The organism is Streptomyces sp. Act143 (genome assembly GCF_003143935.1).
In the GTDB taxonomy this organism is placed as follows: domain Bacteria; phylum Actinomycetota; class Actinomycetes; order Streptomycetales; family Streptomycetaceae; genus Streptomyces.
This window is the reverse complement of sequence record NZ_QFRX01000001.1, coordinates 6897514-6917460: the sequence shown is the minus strand read 5'-3', so window position 1 is coordinate 6917460 and position 19947 is coordinate 6897514. Positions and strand designations below refer to the sequence as shown.

Below are 19947 nucleotides of genomic sequence, written 5' to 3'. Positions count from 1 at the left end.
CGCGTCCATCATCGCGCACCCTGTCCGGGGGCAACCCGTCGGTCGATCTCTGCGTCCTAGAGGGCCGGGGGCCCGCGCAGGGACGAACGCATACACCGTAAAGTGGTAAGACCGGGCAACCGGACGCCGCAACGAGAAGGGGGAGGCGATCGGATGCCGCACGCCGAGACACCGGGCAGCGAGACGGCCCCGAGTACCCGGCTGCGCTGGTGGACCGAGCTGCCGCTGATCCTCCTGGTGTACGCCTGCTACTCGGCGGGCCGACTGCTGGCCCGAGGTGACGTCACGAGCGCCGTCGACCACGGGCTGGCGATCCTGCGCGTGGAGAAGTTCCTCCACATCAACGCCGAGCACCCGCTCAACCGGCTGTTCACCCGCGAGACCTGGCTGGGCGTGCCGGCCGACTTCTGGTACGCGTCGCTGCACTACCTGGTCACCCCGGCGGTCCTGGTCTGGCTGTTCAGATCGCACGCCGTGCGCTACCGCGCCGCCCGCACCTGGCTGATGACGTCGACGTTCATCGGCCTGATCGGCTTCACCCTGCTGCCCACCTGCCCGCCCCGCCTCCTCTCGGCGGGCCACGGCTTCGTCGACACCATGGCCCAGTACAGCTCGTACGGCTGGTGGGGCGGCGAGGCGAGCGCGCCCCGGGGCATGGGCGGTATGACGAACCAGTACGCGGCCATGCCGAGCCTGCACGTCGGCTGGGCCCTGTGGTGCGGGGTCATGCTGTGGCGGTACGGCGGGACGCGTATCGCGAAGGCCGCCGGTGTCGCCTACCCGCTGATCACCACGATCGTGGTGATGGGCACCGCCAACCACTACTTCCTGGACGCCGTCGCGGGAGCCGTCGTCATGGGTGCCGGACTGCTGCTGGCGCCGTTCGTGATGCGGACCGCGGGGCGGATCCGGGGGCGAGTGACGGCGATGCTCCCGCCCGCCACCGTGGGCACCGAGGCCGCACAGACCTCAATTGTCAGTGACGGATGCCAGACTTCCGCGGGTGAGCGATTTCCACGGCAGCGTGAGTCACGGATCGGAGCGGGAGCCAAGCCCAGTGCCTCTCCCACGGACGCGGGGGACGGCGCTCCGGCAGCGGCTCGCTGAGCTGCGCGGGCCCGACGTACCGGCCAAGGCGCTGGATGCCCGCGCCCTGGCCGCCCTCGCCGCGAACCCGGGTTGCAGACGGCGCGCGATCCTCGACGGCGCCGGGGTGAACAAGGCGACGCTGGCCGGTGCGCTGGGTTCGCCCTCGGCGTTCGGGCAGTCGCAGTTCGCGCTCACCCGGGGCAACGCCTTCGAGGCGAAGGTGAAGGCCGACGGCGGCGCGGAGCTGCTGCGGCTGGTGCACGAGAAGCTGGACCGCGCCGCCGAGCCCCCCGCCGACGCGCGCGTGCCCGACCTCACCGCCATCGGCCCCGAGGGCCGTACCGCGCGCACCGCGCTGGCCCTGCGCGAGGCGACCGAGGCGCGCGGCGCGTGGACGCTGCTCGACCACCCGATGCTCGCCCTCGACGTCGCGGGCTCCCCCGCCTTCCTGGAGCCGGACGCGGTGGTGGTGCACCCGGACGGCGGCTGGACGGTCGTGGAGATCAAGTCCTTCCCGATGCTGGACGGCTCGGCGGACCCGGCGAAGGTGGGCGCGGCGGCCCGCCAGGCCGCGGTCTACGTGCTGGCGCTGGAGGAGGTCGCCGCCCGCCTCGCCGCAGCGGACGCCCCCGCCCCCGAGGTGCGCCACCAGGTCCTGCTGGTCTGCCCCAAGGACTTCTCCAACCTGCCCACCGCCTCCGCCGTGGACGTGCGCAAGCAGCGCGCGGTCACGGCCCGCCAGCTGACCCGCCTCACCCGCATCCAGGACATCGCCGACGCCCTCCCCGAGGGCATCTGCTTCGACCCCGGCCGTCCCGCCGAGGAGCTGACGGCCGCCGTCGAGTCGGTCCCGGCGACGTACGCGCCCGAGTGCCTGGCCGCGTGCGAGCTGGCCTTCCACTGCCGCGAACGCTCCCGCGCGGCCGGCGCGGTGACCTCGCTGGGCCGGTCCGTACGGGCCGAGCTGGGCGGTCTGACCACCGTGCCGGACGTCCTGGCGGCGGCGCGCGGGGAGACCGGCGACCCCGAGGACCCGACCGTCGCGGCCCTGCGCAGAGCGGCGGCGCTGCGCGCGGAGGCACTCGGCACGATGGCGTTCGGCGCGGGGCCGCACGGCGGGCAGGCGCTCGGCACGGAACCCGCCGGCGCGGAGGCTTCGGGAGCCGCCGCATGTCGCTGATCGCCACCCTCGCCCGCCTGGAAGCCGTCAGCACCGGCCGCGCCCAGCCCGCCGCGACCGTCCGCCACCGGCACCTCGCCGACCGCCCCCTGGTCCTCGTCCCGCTCACCACCGCCGGTGAGGCCGGTGCCCCGCTCGGCGCGCTCGTCGGCACCGACCGGGATGCCCCGCGCCTGCTCGTCGTACCGCAGCCGCGCGACCGCGACCTCAGGTTCCAGTTCCTGGCGGAGCTGGCGGACGTCGTCCTGCCGTACGTCGACGGGTACGCCGAGGCGGTGGAGGCCGCCGAGCGCAACGAGACCGATCCGGAGACCGGCAAGCGGGTCAAGGTCGAGGTCGAGCTGTGCGCGGATGCCCCGCAGCTGGTCGTGCCGAGCCGCGCGGGCATCGACTTCGTGCGGCTGCTCGGGCGCTCGATGCGCTTTCGCCGGACAGCCGAGCAGGACCCGGAGGCCCCGCACCCGGCGCCCCCGCGCGTGCCGCTGCTGGGCCGGTGGCTGACCCACTTCGCGGAGCGCGCCCGCGTCCCCGGCTCCTCCTTGCTGCTCGCCGCGACGGATCTGCTGTCCCGGCACTGGGCGACCGGCCAGTCCACCCTGGAGGACCAGCATCTGGGCGCGCTGCTGGCCTGGATCGACCCTCCCCCGTCGGGCAGGACCGGCGCCGAGGCGGCCCTGGAGGCCGAGCTGGCCCGGGACGCCAAGGGGCAGCTGCTGCACCCGCCGGCCGGCCCAGCCACCGACCCGGCGTTCGACAACAAGCTGCTCGCCCCCGCCATCGAGCGCTACGACCGCGCGCGCACCGCCCTGGCCGCCGCCGAGGACGGCCTGGAGGCGGACGACCGGCTCGGCGAGCTCACCGCCGCGGAGCGCGCGATCAGGGACCTCGTCGAGAGCCGGACCCGCCCCACCTGGGACGCGGTGTGGCGCGGCCTGGACCTGCTCCGGGAGCTTCCCGAGGGCACGCGCGTGGCGGAGCGCTGGACCCGCGACCGCTGGTCGTTCACGTCCCATCGGGACCGGATCACCGCGGGCGAGCCCCCGCAGCCGCGCCGCGACGACGCGGTGACCGCCGCCAGCAAGCTGGCCACGCGCGAGCGCGAGCAGGCCCGTCTGGAGGCGCAGGAGGCCCTCGACGACCCGCTGGTGATGGCCGGGCGGCGGCTGTCCGGGGAGGCGTTCGCGGGGGAGGTCACGGATGTCGTGATGGCGTACAGCGAGGGCAAGCGCCCCAGCCCGCGCCCGCTGGTCACGCTCCGCACCGACGACCGGCCGCATCTCGGGGAGCGTGTGAAGGTGTACCGCTCGCTGGGCGGCAAGCCGCAGACGGCCGAGACGGTGGACCACCAGGACGACTGCGTGGTGCTGCGCATCCTCGACAAGATGGGCCGCGGCAAGGAGCCCGAGGCCGGGTCCGTCCCCGAGAAGGGCGACCGGCTCTGCTTCACCCTCTTCGAGCACGAACAGCGGGGCGGCGCGAAGCTCCCCGACCCGGAGAACACGCCCTGGACGCACGGCGGGCCGCCCGGTGAGGCCGTCCAGGAGGCGGCTGACCCGCTGACCGCGGAGGACGTGTTGTGACGACCGTTTTCGAGCCCTTCGACCCCGGCGCGTCGGCCGCCCGGGCGACCGACGCGATCCTCGCCGACACCCTGCACGGCACGGCCCGCGGTGTCGTCGTCGACTCCCCGCCCGGCGCCGGCAAGTCCACGCTGGTGGTCCGCGCGGCCCTCGAACTGGCCGACGCCGGGCGCCCGCTGATGGTCGTCGCGCAGACCAACGCCCAGGTCGACGACCTGGTCCTGCGGCTCGCCGAGAAGAACCCCGAGCTGCCGGTGGGACGGCTGCACAGCAGCGACGCCGACGCCTACGACAAGGCGCTGGACGAGCTGCCGAACGTCCGGAAGTCGTCGAAGCCGGCGGACCTCGCCGGCCTGCCGATCACGATCTCCACCGCCGCCAAGTGGGCCCACGTCAAGGTCGACGAGCCGTGGCGGCACGCGATCGTGGACGAGGCGTACCAGATGCGCTCGGACTCCCTGCTCGCCGTCGCCGGCCTGTTCGAGCGGGCGCTGTTCGTGGGCGACCCGGGCCAGCTGGACCCCTTCGCGATCGTCGGCAGCGAGCAGTGGGCGGGCCTGTCGTACGACCCCTCGGCATCGGCCGTGACGACCCTCCTGGCCCACAACCAGGACCTCCCCCAGCACCGCCTCCCGGTGTCCTGGCGGCTCCCGGCGTCCGCCGCGCCCCTGGTCTCGGCGGCCTTCTACCCGTACACGCAGTTCCGCAGCGGCACGGACCACGGCGACCGCGGCCTGTCCTTCGCGGTCCCCTCGGACGGCTCCGGCCCCGACCGGGTCATCGACGAGGCAGCGGAGTCCGGCTGGGGCCTGCTGGAGCTGCCCGCCCGGCACACCCCGCGCACGGACCCGGAGGCGGTGCGGGCGGTGGCGGCGGTCGTCCGCCGTCTGCTGGACCGCGGCGGCGCGGCGACCTCGGAACGCGCGCCGGACCCCGCGCCCCTCACGGCCGACCGCATCGCCGTCGGCACCGCCCACCGCGACCAGGCGGCGGCGGTCCGCGCGGCACTGGCCGACCTGGGCGTCCCGGACGTCACCGTCGACACGGCGAACCGTCTCCAGGGCCGCGAGTACGAGGTCACGGTCGTCCTGCACCCCCTGTCGGGCCGCCCCGACGCCACGGCGTTCCACCTGGAGACGGGCCGCCTCTGCGTCCTCGCCTCCCGCCACCGGCACGCGTGCATCGTGGTCTGCCGGGCGGGCGTGGGGGACCTCCTGGACGACTATCCGTCGACGGAACCGGTGCAGCTGGGGACGCTGGTGAAGTTTCCTGACGGGTGGGAGGCGAATCACGCGGTGCTGGCGCATCTCGCCGAACACCGGGTGGTGTGGCGACCGTGAAGCCGCCTCCTCACGGGGCTCTTGCGCGGGCACGCGACAATGGACGATGGCCCGCTTCCCCTACGGAGGGGGCAGCAGCGACGTACGAGGAGGAGACATGGCGGAGCCCACGCCGCGTCGGAACGAACCGCGGCTACGCCCCGCGCCCCTGCTCTTCGAGCCCGCGCAGGCGGCCGCCGATCCGGAGCACTTCTTCGACCTGGAGTCGATCGAGGACCCCGGGGCGCTGCTGGCCCGGGCGACGGAGCTGACGCACGCCTTCCGTGCGGCGACGGACCGTGCCGTGGAGTTCCAGGCGATGGCCGCGGCCCAGCTGGCCGATCCCCGGCGTTTCGACCGGCTGACGCCCGCGGACATCGCGGAGCGCGCCGGGTGGACCGAGGACTATGCCAAGAAGATGGTCGAGTTCGGGCGGGATCTGATGCGGGGGACGGCCGAGGGCAAGGGACCTGTGGACCACGCGTAGTTGCGGGGGAACGCGCCACTTTTCTGGCATATGCCAGGCGGGCAAGATACCCCCTCCCACCCGCTCCTGTCCCGATTTCCGGCAACCCTCAGAAACGGAACGCTCACGCCCGGTACATCTGGACGCATGAGCGACACACGCAGCGAGTTGTTCTCCGATCGTTTTGACGTCTGCGGAGTCACTGCGGACGGTGCCGCCTGGCTCGCCTCGGCAGGAACGTATCCGCGAAGCACGCTCGCCCTCTGGGAGGACCGCCCGGACGCCCCGGTGGTGCTGCCGTGCGGCCCCGCGTTCGACGTCGTGAGCGTGCCCGCCGTCTTCGGACGCCGGATGCTCGACCGGCTGTGGGACGACGGTCCCGGCTCGGGGCCGGTCGCGGTGTTCCGGGGCCGGATGCTCCTGTTCGCCGCGCCGGGTACGGCGCATCGGCTGCCGTCCCTGCTCCGGTGGGAGGAGTGCGGTCGCACGGGCGCGATCCCGCCCCTGCTGTGCCACGGCAACGGCGACGCGGTGACCGTCCCGGCGCCGCTGCCGACGCGCGCCGCGCCGACGCCGCTCGGCAGCCGCTGGCTGGTCGCTCCCGACACCCGTCACCCCTGGCTGCCGGGCCCCGAGATCCTGCTCTGGGCGGCCGTACGGGCGGCACGCGCGGCCGTGCGGATATCGATTTTTCCTCCCGCCGATCAGGATGCTAAGGTCTACGACGTCAGCAGGCGCCGCTAGCTCAGTTGGTTAGAGCAGCTGACTCTTAATCAGCGGGTCCGGGGTTCGAGTCCCTGGCGGCGCACAGAGCACAGACAACGAGAAGCCCCTCGCGGAAGCGAGGGGCTTCTTGCGTGCCGTGCCGCGGTGGGTCACGGCGTGATCTTCACCGTCCACGCCCCAGAGACCGTCCGCCCCTCCACCTTCACCCGTACGCCCTCCCCCGGCACCGTGAAGCTCTCGCCGAGGCCCACCGGCGCGTCCGCCAGGGGCGGGTACACCGATCCCTCCCAGCAGGCCTCCGTGTCCGGGTGGGCGTCGATCACCTCGATCGGACCGCCGCCGGACGCGGCGCCGGCCCGGACCCGGTAGACCAGGACCCCCTCCTCGCAGGTCCCGGCGTCATTGCCGGCCGGGCCGCGGGCCTCGACGGCGAGGGCGGTCTCGGGGCCGGTGCGGACCACCGCCAGCTTGGTGCCGCGCCCCAGGCCGAAGGACGCCCGGCCCGCGACCGGCGTCCCGGGCCCCGCACCCAGGGGCTCCAGCGTCAGCCGCGTCGGCTTGCGCACACACGCCACCTGCCGCGGCCCCAGCCACCCGAGCTTCCACTTGTGCCAGCCGAACAGGTCCGGGGCCAGACCGAACTGGCTGCCCATCAGGTCCCAGTCGCCGACATAGGTGTCCCAGTCGCCCTTGCCGTCGACAGGACGGTGGTAGAGGTCGGGGAGGTCGAAGACGTGCCCGGTCTCGTGGGCCAGGACCAGCCGGTCCGGCGGATGCTGCTCGAAGACCGTGACGACCCGGCGGATGTCCGTGCCGTCGGCCCGCAGCGGGGTGTCGAGGTTGACGACCTTCGTGGCGTCCGAGTCCACGCCGGGCGCGTCCGGATCGGCGACGAAGTACACGATGTCGTAGCGGGAGAAGTCCACCTGACCGTCCGCCGCGGCCAGCGCGTCGCGCAGATACGCGGCGCGATGGGTCGCGTTCCAGTCACGCTCTATGACGTACGACGTGGAGGGCCGCGGCATCCGGATCCAGTTCCGCAGCGGATGCGGGCGCAGGGTGAACTTGCCGTAGGAAGCCTGTTCGAAGAAGCGGCTGGTGGCCGGGAAGTGGTCGGCGGCCAGCTGCTCGGGGGTGGTCCGCGGGGTCGCGTCCGGGAAGGACAGGAAGACCATCACCGCGTCCAGCGTGCGGGTGGGCCGCGGGTAGGCGGCGTTCCACGTGTCGAGGCCCTCGGAGTGGTGGGCCAGGGTGCGGGTGAGCGCGCAGGGTTCCGCGGAGAACGGTTCGGCGACCGAGGGGCCGGTGATGAGGGAGGTGGCGGCGAGCGCCGACATGGTGGTGAACACGGCCGCGGTGCTGCGCAGTCGGGGGCGCGGGAAGGGGCGCGGCACGGGGACCTCCGGATGCGGTTCACGGGACACCGCACCCAGCCTGTGTGAGATTGTCGTACTACGCCCTGTTTGTCTGCACCAGAAGAGTGAGTCGGCCGAAGAACCGTCAGAATCGACACCCCGAATCGCTCACGGAACGTCACACCTGGTCGAGCGGCTCAACAAGCCGTCCAGGTGCGGGCAGAAACGATCTGTCAGAAGGGCCCGTTGTTCCGGGACACTGGACGGTGGCTGGAAGGGGTGGGGGCCAGCCTCTATGATCGGCACACTTTCCTGCACGGACAGAGATCGAGTGCACTGCGGGAGCGAACGGTGAGCGGAACCTCCGAAGGGCCGGCGCCCGCGACAGACCTCGACCGGGCAGCCGTCACAGACAGTGACTTCAGCACGTCTTCTCGTACGGAACCCCAGGCGTACCGGTCGGCCTTCGTGGCCGCGCCGCTCGCCATGGCCGTCGTCGACCGCGAGGGGCTCGTCGTCGGCGCCAACGGCACCCTCGGCGAACTCCTCGGCAGCGCGCCCGAGGCGCTCGTCGGGCGGATCGCCGCCGATCTGGTGGACCTGTCCTCCGACGCCCGCACCTGGCACGCCTACCAGGAGGTGCTGCGCGGCCGGCAGGCCCGGCTGCGCTGCACCCGGCGGCTGAAGAACCCCGACGGCCAGTACCTGTGGACGCAGGTCACCGTCGCGCCGCTCGGCACCGGCGAGCCCGGCGTCCTGCTGTCCGTCGCCGACGTCAGCTCCCAGCGTGAACTCCAGGCGCGGCTGCGGCACTTGCAGATGCACGACCCGGTGACCCGGCTGCCCAACCGCACGCTGTTCTTCGAGCGGCTGTCGGTCGCGCTGGAGGCGGAGGCGTACGAGCAGGGCGGCACCGGCCGGATCGGGCTGTGCTACCTGGACCTCGACGGCTTCAAGGCCGTCAACGACACCCTCGGCCACCGCGTCGGCGACCGGCTGCTGGCCGCCGTCGCGGAGCGGCTGACGCGGTGCGCGGACGAGGCGGGCCTGGCCAGAGGCAGCGCGCCGCTGGTGGCCAGACTCGGCGGCGACGAGTTCGCGCTGCTCGTCGAGGGCTCCACCGGCACCGACCAACTCGCCGATCTGGCCGAGGCCGTGCTGAAGGCGGTGCAGAGCCCCTTCGACATCGCCGGGCACCGGCTGTCGGTCTCCGCGTCGATCGGCGTCGTCGAGCGGCACGCGGCCGGCACCACCCCCACCGCGCTCGTGCAGGCCGCCGACACGACGCTGTACTGGGCGAAGGCCGACGGCAAGTCCCGCTGGACGCTGTTCGACCCGGAGCGCAACGCCCACCGCATGACCCGCCAGGCGCTCGCCTCCACGCTCCGACCCGCCATCGAGCGCGGCGAGTTCACCCTCGAGTACCAGCCACTGGTCGGCATGGGGGACGGGCGGCTGCGGGGCGTGGAGGCGCTGGTGCGCTGGAACCACCCGCAGTTCGGGATGCTGACGCCGAATCGGTTCATCGCACTGGCCGAGGAGGACGGCTCGATCGTGCCGCTGGGGCGCTGGGTGCTGGCGACCGCCTGCCGGCAGGCCCGGCAGTGGCAGCTCGACCACCCCGGGGAGCCGCCGATCTTCGTCAGCGTCAATGTCGCCGTCCGTCAGGTGTGGGACTCCGACCTGGTCGCGGACGTGGCCGAGATCCTCGCCGAGACCGGGCTCGCCGCGGAGCTGCTCCAGCTGGAGCTGACGGAGTCCGCGGTGATGGGCTCGGCGGGCCGCCCGCTCCAGGCCCTTCAGGCGCTCAGCGACATGGGTGTCCACATCGCCATCGACGACTTCGGCACCGGCTACTCCAACCTCGCCTACCTCAGCAGACTGCCGGTCGCGGTCCTGAAACTGGACGGTTCCTTCGTCCGGGGCTTCCAGTACGAGGGGACCGGCGCCCCGCCCAACCCCGCCGACGAGGTCGTCGTCGAGGCCATGATCCAGCTCGCCCACCGGCTGGGGCTGACGGTCACCGCGGAGTGCGTGGAGACGTCGGCGCAGGCCAGCCGGTTGCGGCGGATCGGATGCGACACCGGGCAGGGGTGGTTGTACTCGCGGCCGGTGTCGCCGGATCGTATCTCCGAGCTGATGGCGGGCCAGGCGGTCGGCAAACCGTAGCCGCCCGACCTCCGGCGTCAGGCGACCGGCACCGCCGCCCGTCGGCGTCAGGCCGTCGGCAACCCGTAGGCGTCCGCGATCAGCTCGTACGAACGGAGCCGCAGGGCTCCGCTGTGCGCGTGGGACGTGATCATCAGCTCGTCGGCGCCGGTGCGCTTCTGGAGGTCGTCGAGGCCGGCGCGGACCTCGTCGGCGGTGCCGTGGATCACGTTGGCGTTCCAGGACGTGATGAACTCGCGCTCCATCGGGCTGAAGTCGTACGCCTCCGCCTCCTCGGGGCTCGGGACGAGGCCGGGGCGGCCGGTGCGCAGGCGGACCATGTTCAGGGCGGCGGCCAGGACCTGGCGGCGGGCCTCCTTCTCGTCGTCGGTGGCGAGGGCGGAGACGCCGATGAGGGCGTAGGGCTCGGCGAGGATCTCGCTCGGGCGGAAGGTCTCGCGGTACAGGTCCAAAGCCGGGATCGTGTTCTGCGCCGAGAAGTGGTGGGCGAAGGCGAAGGGCAGGCCGAGGTCGGCGGCGAGGCGGGCGCTGAAGCCGGAGGAGCCGAGCAGCCAGACCGGCGGGCGGTGCGGGGACTGGACGCCGCCGGGGGACGTCGACTGGATCGGGCCGGGGACCGCGTGGATACGGCGGTAGGGGTGGCCGTCGGGGAAGTCGTCGTCGAGGAACCGGGTCAGCTCGGCGAGCTGCTCGGGGAAGTCGTCGGCGCCCTCGTGGAGCCGGTCGCTGCGGCGCAGGGCGGCTGCCGTGGCACCGTCGGTGCCGGGGGCGCGGCCGAGGCCCAGGTCGACGCGGTTCGGGGCCAGCGCCTCCAGCGTGCCGAACTGCTCGGCGATGACCAGCGGGGCGTGGTTGGGCAGCATGACGCCGCCCGAGCCGAGGCGGATGCGGTCGGTGTGGGCGGCGAGGTGGGCCAGGATCACGGCGGGGGACGACGAGGCCACGCCGGGCATGGAGTGGTGCTCGGCGACCCAGTAGCGGTGGAAGCCGCGCGCCTCGGTCAGCTTGGCGAGCTCGACGCTGGTGCGCAGCGCCTCGGTGGCGGTGTGCCCGGCGCCGACCGTGACCAGGTCCAGTACGGAGAGGGGGACGGGGGCGGTGCCGTGTGCGGTACCCCGGGTCTCGTCTGACGTCACGGTGAGTGCCTCCTGCTTCCGGCCGTGCGCTGTCCGTCCGGTATTAACAGGAGGCAGGCTCCGCTTTATTCCCGGGGGTCTCACGCCTGTTGTTCCCGGCGGGTCCCACGCCTGTTCCTTCTCGGCGGGCCCCATACCTGGCCGTTCCCGGCGGGCCCCACACCTGACCGTTCCCGGCGGGTCTCACACCTGCACGATCGGCTCCCTCGTGAACAGCGCTCCCAGCCGCGGCGCGTTCACCCGCCGGTCCGCGAGCCGGAGCCCCTCCCACACCGTGACCTGGTTGGCGGTGAGGACCGGCTTGCCGAGTTCCTTCTCCAGAGCGGGGATGTGGGCGACCGTGTGCAGGGCGGTGTCCGGGAGCAGCAGCGCGTCCGCGTCCGCCGTGTCGGCCTGCCGGGCCAGGGCGAAGACCTCCGCCTCCCCCCAGGTGCCGACCTCGGCCGCGGTGATGATGCCGGAGCCCTTGACCCCGGTCACCTCCAGGCCGCCCGCCCGCAGGAAGTCCGCGAACAGGCCCGCCACGTCGTCCGGGTAGGTCGCCCCGACCGCGACCCGGTGGGCCTTGACCTCGCGGGCCGCGTGCACGAAGGCGAAGGACGTCGAGGAGGCCGGCATGCCCGCCGCCATGGCCAGGGCGCGGACCTGGTCGTGGGCGCCCTCCCAGCCGTGGACGAAACTGCCGCTGGTGCAGGCCCACACCACGGAGTCGGCGCCCCCCATGCGCAGTTCCTCGACGCCGGCCGCGAGGCGTTCGGGCGAGCCCATCTCCAGCAGGGCGTCCTCGCGGTGGGCGTCCTCGCCGATGTCGGTGTGCACCACGTCGACCCGGATGTCGCTGCCCAGGAGCTGCTCGATGCGCGGATAGTCGTCCTCGGCGGAGTGGCCCGGGTAGAGGAGTCCGAGTGCGGTCATGTCCAGCCTTCCTGCTGCTGTTCTTCGTCGGGCAGTACGGGACGCAGAGGGCTCTGCCGCGCCGCCGGATCGACCAGCGCCTGATAGGGCCCCATCGCCCGGGTACCCAGTCGGCGCAGCGCCGCCCACATCGTCACCTGGTTGGCCGACAGCACCGGCAGGCGCAGTTCCGCCTCCAGTTGCGGGATGACGTCGTAGGTCGGCAGGTTGGTGCAGCTGATGAAGAGGGCGTCGGTGTCCCGGCGGGCGGCCCGGTGGGCCATGGCGACCACCTCGCGGTACGGCACCTTCCAGATGTGCCTGGTCAGACCCATGAAGGCGCGGCCGGTGACGGTGACGCCCGCCTCCGCGACGTACTCCTCAAGGGCCCGCGTGACCGACACCGTGTACGGCGTCACCAGGGCCACCCTGTGCACGCCCAGCTCGATGAGGGCCTCCAGCAGCGCCCCGGACGTGGTGACCGACGGGACCGCGCCCGCCCTGGTCATCGCCTCGCACATCGCCCGCTCGCCCGCGATGCCGCCGACGAAGCTGCCGGAGGTGCAGGCGTAGGCGACGACCTCGGGGGTGACGGCGTTCAGGGTGCGCACCGCGTCGCCGAGCGTCTCGTGCTCGCTGACGAGGCGGGCCAGGTGGAGGCTGACCTCGACGGGCACGTACGGCGTCCGGGTCAGATGGAGGGAGACCTCGTCGGGGACCCAGCGCCACAGCTCGCGGTCCAGTGCGAAGTCGAAGGGCGCCACGACGCCGACGCCGCGCTGGGGGCGCGGTCCGCCGAGAAAGGAGAGGTCCATGGCAGGCACCGGCCTCACGGGGAGAGACAGGGGGACAACGGACTGTGCACGCCCCCGTGTTGACGAAGGTAGGTTCGGGTGCGAGCGTGGTCAATCCGTGCATGTCAGACGCCTGTGGAGGACCGGCTGCGCATGACCTCCCCCACCCTCCTCGTCCTGGACGCCGACCCCCTCCCCCGCCTCGGCCGCCTCACCGGCCGCGTCCGCGTCACGCACGCGGACGCGTCGACGCTGGCCGAGCGGCTGCCGTCCGCCGATGTGCTGCTGGTGTGGGACTTCACCTCGCACGCCGTACGGGAGGCCTGGCCCGGCGAGGGGCCGCGGCCACGCTGGGTGCACACCGCGAGCGCGGGCGTGGACCACCTGATGTGCCCCGAACTGGCCGCGTCCGACACGGTGGTGACCAACGCGCGCGGGATCTTCGACCAGCCGATCGCCGAGTACGTCGCCGCGCTCGTCCTGGCGATGGCGAAGGATCTGCCGAGGACGCTGGAGTTGCAGCGGGAGGGCGTCTGGCGGCACCGGGAGTCCCGCCGGGTCGCCGGGACCCGGGCCGTGATCGTCGGCACCGGTCCGATCGGGCGGACGATCGCCCGCACCCTCAAGGCACTTGAGGTGACCACCGCGCTGGTCGGCCGCACCCCGCGCACCGGCATCCACGGCCCCGACGACCTCGACCGGCTGATCGCCCGCGCCGACTGGATCATCGCGGCGGCACCGCTCACCGAGCAGACCCACGGCATGTTCGACGCCCGCCGGTTCGGGGTGATGCAGCCCTCGGCGCGGTTCATCAACATCGGCCGGGGCGGCCTGGTCGTCGAGGACGCGCTCGCCGAGGCGCTGCGGCGGCGCTGGATCGCGGGCGCGGCCCTGGACGTCTTCGAGCATGAACCCCTGGGCCCCGACAGTCCGTTGTGGCAGGTGCCCGATCTGATCGTGTCCCCGCACATGAGCGGCGACACGATCGGCTGGCGGGACCAACTGGGGGCACAGTTCGTGGAGTTGTACGAGCGGTGGGAGGCGGGCAAGCCGCTGCTGAACGTGGTCGACAAGAAGCGTGGGTACGTACCGGGACACTGACCTGACCTGGGGGTGTGCATGAGGGACCTCACCGAACTCGGTGCCGTACAGCTCGTCGAGGGGTACCGCAAGGGCGAGTTCAGCCCCGTCGACGTGGCGCGGGCGGCGCTGGAGCGGGCCGAGGCGATCCAGCCGGAGGTCAACGCGTTCGTGCGGCTGACCGCCGAGGAGGCGCTCACGCAGGCGCGCGAGTCTGCGGACCGCTGGCGGCGCGGTGCGCCCGCCGGGCTGGTGGACGGGGTGCCGGTCACGGTGAAGGACATCCTGCTGACGCGCGGAACGCCGACCCTGAAGGGCTCCAAGGTGCTGTCCGAGAAGGGTGGTTGGGACGAGGACGCGCCGTCCGTCGCCCGCCTCCGCGAGCAGGGTGCCGTGTTCCTGGGCAAGACGACGACCCCGGAGTTCGGCTGGAAGGGCGTCACGGATTCACCGCTGTCGGGGGTGACCCGGAACCCGCACGACCCCACCCGCACCGCGGGCGGTTCCAGCGGCGGCGCGGCGGCGGCCGTGGCCCTCGGCGCGGGTCCGCTGGCGCTCGGCACGGACGGCGGCGGCAGCGTCCGCATCCCGGCCGCGTTCTGCGGGATCTTCGCGCTGAAGCCGACGTACGGCAGGGTGCCGCTGTACCCGGCGAGCGCCTTCGGCACCCTCGCGCATGTCGGGCCGATGACCCGGGACGCGGCGGACGCGGCGCTGATGCTGGACGTCATCGGGGCGCCGGACGCGCGGGACTGGTCGGCGCAGAGCCCAAGTGCCGTGTCCTACCGGGGTGTTCTGGGGGAGGGCGTACGGGGCCTGCGGGTCGCGTACTCCCCCTCCCTCGGCGGGCAGGTGGCGGTGCAGCCGGGCGTCGCGTCCGCGGTGCGGCGGGCGGTGGAGCGGCTGGCCGGGCTCGGGGCGTACGTCGAGGAGACCGATCCCGACTTCGCCGACCCGGTGGACGCCTTCCACGTCCTGTGGTTCAGCGGGGCGGCCCGGGTGACCCAGCCGTTCGGGCCGCACCAGCGGGAGTTGCTGGACCCGGGCCTGCGCGAGATCTGCGCGCTGGGTTCCCGGCTGTCCGCCCTCGACTACCTCGCCGCGGTGGACGTCCGCATGGATCTCGGCCGCCGCATGGGCCGCTTCCACGAGTCGTACGACCTCCTCGTCACCCCGACCCTCCCGATCACCGCGTTCGAGGCGGGCGCGGAGGTGCCGAAGGGGTCGGGGCACCGGCGGTGGACGGGGTGGACGCCGTTCACGTACCCCTTCAACCTGACGCAGCAGCCCGCCGCCAGCGTGCCGGTGGGGACGGACGGCGACGGGCTCCCGGTCGGCCTGCAGATCGTGGCCGCCCGGCACCGCGACGACCTGGTCCTGCGGGCGGCGCACGCCCTGTACGAGGCGGGGGTCGCCGTCAGGCCCTCCGGAAGCTGAGGGTCTCCCCCACCGCGCCCGACCGCCACAGGTCGTTGCACCCCTCGGCCAGCGCCTCCAGCCCTTCCACCACCTGCCCCCACACGATGCCGGGCACCCAGCCCACATCGCCGTTGAGCAGCAGGTTGTTCCGTTCGTAGAACAGGGCCAGGTCGACGACCGTGGTCCCGGCGCGGACCTCGCGGTCGTAGCCGTAGGACCTGGTGCCCAGCTCGGTCCCGGCGAAGGAGAAGTAGCAGAGGTCGCCGGGGATGGGGGTGACGGTCGGGTTCTCCAGGGGTGGCTCGGTCGCCGCGAAGGGCGGGAAGAGGGCGTAGATCTCGTTGCGGGCGTATTTGGCGTGGTAGACGTCACCGACCAGCGGGAGGGCGTCCCACACGGCCGCGCAGGTGACGGGCGCGCGGTCGTCCAGCAGCTTCGCCGTACCGGTGATACCCCGCTTGACCAGCGAGACTTCTATGTAACGGTCAGCCATGCAATCCATGGTGCATACATCGCATGCTCTCGGGTAGCCGCGCCGCCATGGCTCCACCTAATGGGAACGAGAGAGACACACAGAGAACCGGAACCACGCGCCGATCGCTGCTCGCGGGGGTGGCGGCGCTCGGTGCGCTGGGGGCCGCCGGCTGCTCGCGGGTGGCCACGGCCTCCACGACGGACGGCGGTGACCTGCTGGACCGGATGAAGGCGGCGGGGGTGGTCCGGCTCGGTATCGCCGGTGAGATCCCGTTCGGCTACATCGACAAGAACGGCGAGCTGACCGGCGAGGCGCCCGAGCTGGCCAAGGCGATCTTCAAACGGCTGGGGGTGGACCGGGTCCAGCCGGTGCCGACGGAGTTCGGCTCGCTCATCCCGGGGCTGAACTCGCAGCAGTTCGACGTGGTCGCCGCCGGGATGTACGTCAATCCCGAGCGCTGCGAGCAGGTCATCTTCGCCGACCCGGACTATCAGATGCTCGACTCCTTCATCGTCCGCAAGGGCAACCCCAAGGGGCTGCACGACTACAAGGACGTCGTCGAGAAGAAGGCCAAGTTCGCCACCGGCACCGGGTACGCGGAGATCCAGTACGCCGTGGACGCGGGGTACAAGGAGAGCGACATCCTGATCGTGCCGGACCAGGTCGCCGGGCTGAACGCCGTGGAGGCGGGCCGCGCCGACGTGTTCGCCGGTACGGCTCTGACCACCCGTGAGGTGGTGAAGAAGTCCGCCAAGGCCGAGGCCACCAAGCCCTTCACGCCGCTCGTGGACGGCAAACCGCACGTGGACGGCGGCGCGTTCGCCTTCCGGCCCACCGAGACCAGGCTGCGGGACGCCTTCAACGTGGAGCTGCGCAAGCTGAAGAAGAGCGGGGAGCTGTTCCGCATCCTCAGGCCCTTCGGGTTCACCGAGGCCGAGATGACGGACCTCACGGCGAAGGAGCTCTGCGGCGGATGACTTCAGGACTCTGGGAGCTTGTCCTCAAGGGCGTGTGGGTCACGCTCCAACTGCTCTTCCTGAGCGCACTGCTGGCCGGTGCCGTCTCCTTCGTGGTCGGTATCGCACGCACCCACCGGCTGTGGGTCGTGCGCTTCCTCGCCGGCTTCTACACCGAGGTGTTCCGCGGGACCTCGGCCCTCGTGATGATCTTCTGGGTGTTCTTCGTGCTGCCGCCCGCCTTCGGCTGGCAGCTCGTCCCGCTGTGGGCGGGCACGCTGGCGCTCGGGCTGACGTACGGCGCCTACGGCTCGGAGATCGTGCGCGGGGCGCTGAACGCGGTGGACCCGGCGCAGAAGGAGGGCGGGATCGCGCTCAGCTTCACGCCCTGGCAGCGGCTGAAGCTGATCATGCTGCCGCAGGCGGTGCCGGAGATGATCCCGCCGTTCTCCAACCTGCTGATCGAGCTGCTCAAGGGCACCGCCCTGGTGTCGATCATGGGCATGGGCGACCTGGCGTTCAGCGGCAACCTGGTACGGCTCGCGCTCCAGGAGAGCGCGGAGATCTACACGTACCTGCTGGTCATCTACTTCGTGATCGCCTTCGCCCTGACCCGGGTGATGCGCGGCCTGGAGAAGAAGCTGAAAGCGGGCGTCGGCAAGGCTCCGGCGCGCGGGATCTCCCCGCAGCGGGAGCTGAAGCGACCTGAGACCACGGGCGTCGGAGGTGGTGTCGCATGAAGTGGGACTGGGGAGCGGTCGGCGACTTCATGCCGCAGTTCTGGGACGGTCTGCTGGTCACCCTGCAGGCGCTGGCCCTCGGCTCGGTGATCTCCTTCGTGCTCGGCCTGGTGTGGGCGCTGCTGATGCGGGCGCCGACCCGGTGGGTGACCTGGCCGGTGGGCGCGGTCACGGAGTTCGTGCGGAACACGCCGCTGCTGGTGCAGCTGTTCTTCCTCTTCTACGTGCTGCCCGAATGGGGCTTCACCTTCTCCGCGCTGACCACCGGCGTCTTCGCGATCGGCCTGCACTACTCGACGTACACCATGCAGGTCTACCGGGCCGGCATCGAGGCGGTTCCGGTCGGCCAGTGGGAGGCCGCGACGGCGCTGAACCTGCCGGTGGCCAGGACCTGGCGGGTGGTGATCCTGCCGCAGGCGATCCGCCGGGTCGTCCCCGCGCTCGGCAACTACGTGATCGCGATGCTCAAGGACACGCCGCTGCTGATGGCGATCACCGTCCTCGACATGCTCGGCCAGGCGCGGCTCTTCTCCCAGGAGCACTTCCAGTTCACCGAGCCCCTGACCGTCATCGGCGTGGCCTTCATCCTCATCTCCTATCTGGCCTCCCTCCTCATGCGAGCCCTGGAGCGACGTCTTGTCCACTGACATCCAGCCCGAGCAGAACCCCCTCGACAAGCGCGGTACCGGCGAGCTGATCCGGCTCGACCAGGTCACCAAGCGCTTCGGCGACAACACCGTCCTCGACCATCTCGACTTCTCCGTGGAGGCCGGCAAGCACGTCACCCTCATCGGGCCGTCGGGTTCCGGCAAGACCACGATCCTCCGGCTCCTGATGACCCTGACCAAGCCGGACGAGGGCACGATCACCGTCGACGGACAGCGGCTCTTCCCGGCCTCCGAGAAGGAGGTGCGGGAGGTCCGCAAGAAGATCGGCATGGTGTTCCAGCAGTTCAACCTGTTCCCGAACATGCCGGTGCTGCGGAACGTCACCGAGGCGCCGGTCACGGTGCTCGGCCTGTCCAAGGACGAGGCGGAGGCCCGCGCCCGCGAGCTGCTCGACATGGTGGGCCTGGCCGACAAGTGCGACGCCTTCCCGGCGCAGCTGTCCGGCGGCCAGCAGCAGCGGGTCGCGATCGCGCGGGCGCTGGCGATGCGGCCGCAGGTGCTGCTGCTCGACGAGGTGACGTCGGCGCTGGACCCGGAGCTGGTCGCGGGCGTGCTCGACGTGCTGCGGGACATCGCCCGCAGCACCGACATCACGATGCTGTGCGTGACCCACGAGATGAACTTCGCCCGGGACATCTCCGACCAGGTCCTGATGTTCGACTCGGGCCGGATCATCGAGGCCGGTCCGCCGGAGAAGATCTTCAGCGAGCCGGAGCAGGACCGTACCCGGGAATTCCTGAGCGCGGTGCTCTGACCGAAGTTCAGCCGCACCCTGTGCAGGTGCCGATGCGCGAGGTAGGGGCGCTGGGTCTTGACTTTGGCATATGCCAGCGGGTCAGCGCCCCTGCTGGGAGGGACGGAATCTCGTCAACAGGCCCTCTCTTCATGCCTCTTGCCCGTTATCGTGGTAGGGATCGCTGTCCGGAATACGGCCCAACTGTAGAGCGACTTAGCGAGAGCGCAGGGGGAACCACCGTGGCGCTGAAGCACGAGCCGACCGCGCCGTACCACTCGGCCCAGGACGCGCTGCGCGTCCTGGAGACGGTGGCGCGGCACACCACCGGAATCACCGACACCCAGCTCGCCAGGCACACCAGCATCGACCCGGAGCGGCTGACCACCCTCCTTCGCATGCTGCGCCGTGAGGGGTACGTCGAGCAGGTCGCCGACGGCGCGTACGTCACGGGCGACGCCCTGACCCGCCTCGGCTCCGCCCATGATCGTGAGCAGGCGCTGCGCGAGACGCTCCAGCGCACCCTGGACCGGCTGCGCGACTCGGTCGGCGCGGCCGTGTATCTGAGCCGGTACGTCGACGGCGAGGTGCGGATCGCGCAGTACGCGGACGGGCCGACGATGCCCGTGGTCAACGAGTGGGTGGACTTCCGCTACTCCGCGCACGCGACGGCGATCGGCAAGAGCCTGCTCGGGCAGCTCGACCACAACAGCCGGCGCGACCATCTCTCCCGGCACAAGATGGCCCGCCTGACCTCCAAGACCATCACCAGCGACAAGCTGCTGCTGCACCGCCTGGAGTCCCAGCCGCCCACCGTCCCCCACCTGGACCTCCAGGAGTACGCGGTGGGCACGGTCTGCGCGGCCGTTCCCATCACCGCCGGATCGTCGGTGGGCTGCCTGGCCCTCTCGCTCCCGGTCGCGCACGCCCACCGGCTCCGTCAGGCGGCGGACACCCTGAACCGGAACGCGGCGCCGGTCCTGCTGAGCCTGGCCATCTGAGTCCCCTACCCATCGGTGGTCAGAAGCACCCCTCAGGACCAGGTAGTATTTTCTCTGTCGCCAGCCGCGAGAGACAAACTCAAACGGTCGGCGAGAGTCATGCGCCGCTAGCTCAGTTGGTTAGAGCAGCTGACTCTTAATCAGCGGGTCCGGGGTTCGAGTCCCTG

Annotated in this window: 19 protein-coding genes and 1 tRNA gene; 15 read left to right on the top strand and 5 right to left on the bottom strand. The window is 72.0% G+C overall.

Features of this window, described 5'->3' with window-relative positions; translation table 11 throughout:
- Nucleotides 1–153: 153 nt before the first annotated feature.
- The 7 genes from DI272_RS31695 to DI272_RS31665 all read left to right on the top strand — a co-directional run bounded on the left by DI272_RS31695 (nt 154) and on the right by DI272_RS31665 (nt 6442).
- Entirely contained in the window at nt 154–1107 is a 954-nt protein-coding gene (locus DI272_RS31695; protein WP_109498599.1) for a phosphatase PAP2 family protein, read from the top strand.
- Nucleotides 1058–2269: a hypothetical protein gene (locus DI272_RS31690; RefSeq protein WP_109498598.1), complete on the top strand. Its 1212-nt coding sequence runs from the start codon at nt 1058–1060 to the stop codon at nt 2267–2269. Before DI272_RS31695 ends, DI272_RS31690 begins: the two co-directional genes overlap by 50 nt.
- Nucleotides 2260–3849, top strand: coding sequence for a hypothetical protein (locus DI272_RS31685; protein ID WP_109498597.1), 1590 nt, complete (start codon nt 2260–2262; stop codon nt 3847–3849). The genes DI272_RS31690 and DI272_RS31685 overlap by 10 nt, the downstream gene beginning before the upstream one ends.
- Nucleotides 3846–5189: an AAA domain-containing protein gene (locus tag DI272_RS31680; RefSeq protein WP_109498596.1), complete on the top strand. Its 1344-nt coding sequence runs from the start codon at nt 3846–3848 to the stop codon at nt 5187–5189. Before DI272_RS31685 ends, DI272_RS31680 begins: the two co-directional genes overlap by 4 nt.
- 97 nt (nt 5190–5286) lie before the next feature.
- Nucleotides 5287–5655, top strand: coding sequence for a hypothetical protein (locus tag DI272_RS31675; RefSeq protein ID WP_109498595.1), 369 nt, complete (start codon nt 5287–5289; stop codon nt 5653–5655).
- 126 nt (nt 5656–5781) lie between these two features.
- The gene (locus tag DI272_RS31670; protein WP_109498594.1) at nt 5782–6378 is read left to right on the top strand and encodes a bifunctional DNA primase/polymerase; all 597 of its coding nucleotides are present in this window, start codon (nt 5782–5784) and stop codon (nt 6376–6378) included.
- A tRNA-Lys gene (locus DI272_RS31665) sits at nt 6369–6442 on the top strand. Before DI272_RS31670 ends, DI272_RS31665 begins: the two co-directional genes overlap by 10 nt.
- A gap of 67 nt (nt 6443–6509) precedes the next feature.
- On the opposite strand, the gene DI272_RS31660 is transcribed toward DI272_RS31665, so the two are convergent.
- Nucleotides 6510–7754, bottom strand: a complete 1245-nt coding sequence (locus tag DI272_RS31660) for a M6 family metalloprotease domain-containing protein (RefSeq protein ID WP_109498593.1) — start codon at nt 7752–7754, stop codon at nt 6510–6512.
- Between the two features lie 312 nt (nt 7755–8066).
- On the opposite strand from DI272_RS31660, the gene DI272_RS31655 reads away from it, so the two are divergent.
- A complete protein-coding gene (locus DI272_RS31655) occupies nt 8067–9884 on the top strand; it encodes a bifunctional diguanylate cyclase/phosphodiesterase (protein ID WP_109498592.1) in 1818 nt (605 codons plus the stop codon).
- 47 nt (nt 9885–9931) lie between these two features.
- Here DI272_RS31655 and DI272_RS31650 read toward each other — a convergent pair whose 3' ends face one another.
- The 3 genes from DI272_RS31650 to DI272_RS31640 all read right to left on the bottom strand — a co-directional run bounded on the left by DI272_RS31650 (nt 9932) and on the right by DI272_RS31640 (nt 12729).
- The gene (locus DI272_RS31650) at nt 9932–11020 is read right to left on the bottom strand and encodes an LLM class flavin-dependent oxidoreductase (RefSeq protein ID WP_109498591.1); all 1089 of its coding nucleotides are present in this window, start codon (nt 11018–11020) and stop codon (nt 9932–9934) included.
- Between the two features lie 183 nt (nt 11021–11203).
- Nucleotides 11204–11935 (bottom strand): aspartate/glutamate racemase family protein, encoded by a 732-nt coding sequence (locus DI272_RS31645; RefSeq protein WP_109498590.1) that lies wholly within the window; start codon nt 11933–11935, stop codon nt 11204–11206.
- Nucleotides 11932–12729 carry an aspartate/glutamate racemase family protein gene (locus DI272_RS31640; RefSeq protein ID WP_109498589.1) on the bottom strand — a complete coding sequence of 266 codons (798 nt, stop codon included), beginning with the start codon at nt 12727–12729 and terminating at the stop codon, nt 11932–11934. Before DI272_RS31640 ends, DI272_RS31645 begins: the two co-directional genes overlap by 4 nt.
- Nucleotides 12730–12861: 132 nt before the next feature.
- Here DI272_RS31640 and DI272_RS31635 point away from each other — a divergent pair, with 132 nt between their 5' ends.
- Nucleotides 12862–13809, top strand: coding sequence for a D-2-hydroxyacid dehydrogenase (locus DI272_RS31635; RefSeq protein ID WP_109501153.1), 948 nt, complete (start codon nt 12862–12864; stop codon nt 13807–13809).
- A gap of 18 nt (nt 13810–13827) precedes the next feature.
- Nucleotides 13828–15225: an amidase gene (locus DI272_RS31630; RefSeq protein WP_109498588.1), complete on the top strand. Its 1398-nt coding sequence runs from the start codon at nt 13828–13830 to the stop codon at nt 15223–15225.
- On the opposite strand, the gene DI272_RS31625 is transcribed toward DI272_RS31630, so the two are convergent.
- Nucleotides 15206–15700: a DUF3830 family protein gene (locus DI272_RS31625; protein WP_181387378.1), complete on the bottom strand. Its 495-nt coding sequence runs from the start codon at nt 15698–15700 to the stop codon at nt 15206–15208. The genes DI272_RS31630 and DI272_RS31625 overlap by 20 nt on opposite strands.
- 47 nt (nt 15701–15747) lie before the next feature.
- Here DI272_RS31625 and ehuB point away from each other — a divergent pair, with 47 nt between their 5' ends.
- From ehuB to DI272_RS31600, 5 genes are all read left to right on the top strand, one after another.
- A complete protein-coding gene (gene ehuB, locus DI272_RS31620) occupies nt 15748–16659 on the top strand; it encodes an ectoine/hydroxyectoine ABC transporter substrate-binding protein EhuB (RefSeq protein WP_109498586.1) in 912 nt (303 codons plus the stop codon).
- Nucleotides 16656–17378 (top strand): ectoine/hydroxyectoine ABC transporter permease subunit EhuC, encoded by a 723-nt coding sequence (ehuC, locus tag DI272_RS31615; protein WP_109498585.1) that lies wholly within the window; start codon nt 16656–16658, stop codon nt 17376–17378. Before ehuB ends, ehuC begins: the two co-directional genes overlap by 4 nt.
- Complete coding sequence (gene ehuD / locus DI272_RS31610) at nt 17375–18025, top strand: ectoine/hydroxyectoine ABC transporter permease subunit EhuD (protein ID WP_059192006.1); 651 nt, start codon at nt 17375–17377, stop codon at nt 18023–18025. Before ehuC ends, ehuD begins: the two co-directional genes overlap by 4 nt.
- The gene (gene ehuA, locus DI272_RS31605) at nt 18015–18800 is read left to right on the top strand and encodes an ectoine/hydroxyectoine ABC transporter ATP-binding protein EhuA (RefSeq protein ID WP_181387377.1); all 786 of its coding nucleotides are present in this window, start codon (nt 18015–18017) and stop codon (nt 18798–18800) included. The genes ehuD and ehuA overlap by 11 nt, the downstream gene beginning before the upstream one ends.
- A gap of 221 nt (nt 18801–19021) precedes the next feature.
- Nucleotides 19022–19780: an IclR family transcriptional regulator gene (locus DI272_RS31600; RefSeq protein ID WP_109498584.1), complete on the top strand. Its 759-nt coding sequence runs from the start codon at nt 19022–19024 to the stop codon at nt 19778–19780.
- Nucleotides 19781–19947: the final 167 nt, after the last annotated feature.

Coding starts and splice junctions, on each gene's coding strand:
- DI272_RS31695 (WP_109498599.1), top strand. CDS start 154: ATGCCGCACGCCGAGACACCGGGCAGCGAGACGGCCCCGAGTACCCGG.
- DI272_RS31685 (WP_109498597.1), top strand. CDS start 2,260: ATGTCGCTGATCGCCACCCTCGCCCGCCTGGAAGCCGTCAGCACCGGC.
- DI272_RS31675 (WP_109498595.1), top strand. CDS start 5,287: ATGGCGGAGCCCACGCCGCGTCGGAACGAACCGCGGCTACGCCCCGCG.
- DI272_RS31670 (WP_109498594.1), top strand. CDS start 5,782: ATGAGCGACACACGCAGCGAGTTGTTCTCCGATCGTTTTGACGTCTGC.
- DI272_RS31645 (WP_109498590.1), bottom strand. CDS start 11,935: ATGACCGCACTCGGACTCCTCTACCCGGGCCACTCCGCCGAGGACGAC.
- DI272_RS31640 (WP_109498589.1), bottom strand. CDS start 12,729: ATGGACCTCTCCTTTCTCGGCGGACCGCGCCCCCAGCGCGGCGTCGGC.
- DI272_RS31635 (WP_109501153.1), top strand. CDS start 12,862: ATGACCTCCCCCACCCTCCTCGTCCTGGACGCCGACCCCCTCCCCCGC.
- DI272_RS31630 (WP_109498588.1), top strand. CDS start 13,828: ATGAGGGACCTCACCGAACTCGGTGCCGTACAGCTCGTCGAGGGGTAC.
- DI272_RS31625 (WP_181387378.1), bottom strand. CDS start 15,700: ATGGCTGACCGTTACATAGAAGTCTCGCTGGTCAAGCGGGGTATCACC.
- ehuB (WP_109498586.1), top strand. CDS start 15,748: ATGGCTCCACCTAATGGGAACGAGAGAGACACACAGAGAACCGGAACC.
- ehuC (WP_109498585.1), top strand. CDS start 16,656: ATGACTTCAGGACTCTGGGAGCTTGTCCTCAAGGGCGTGTGGGTCACG.
- ehuD (WP_059192006.1), top strand. CDS start 17,375: ATGAAGTGGGACTGGGGAGCGGTCGGCGACTTCATGCCGCAGTTCTGG.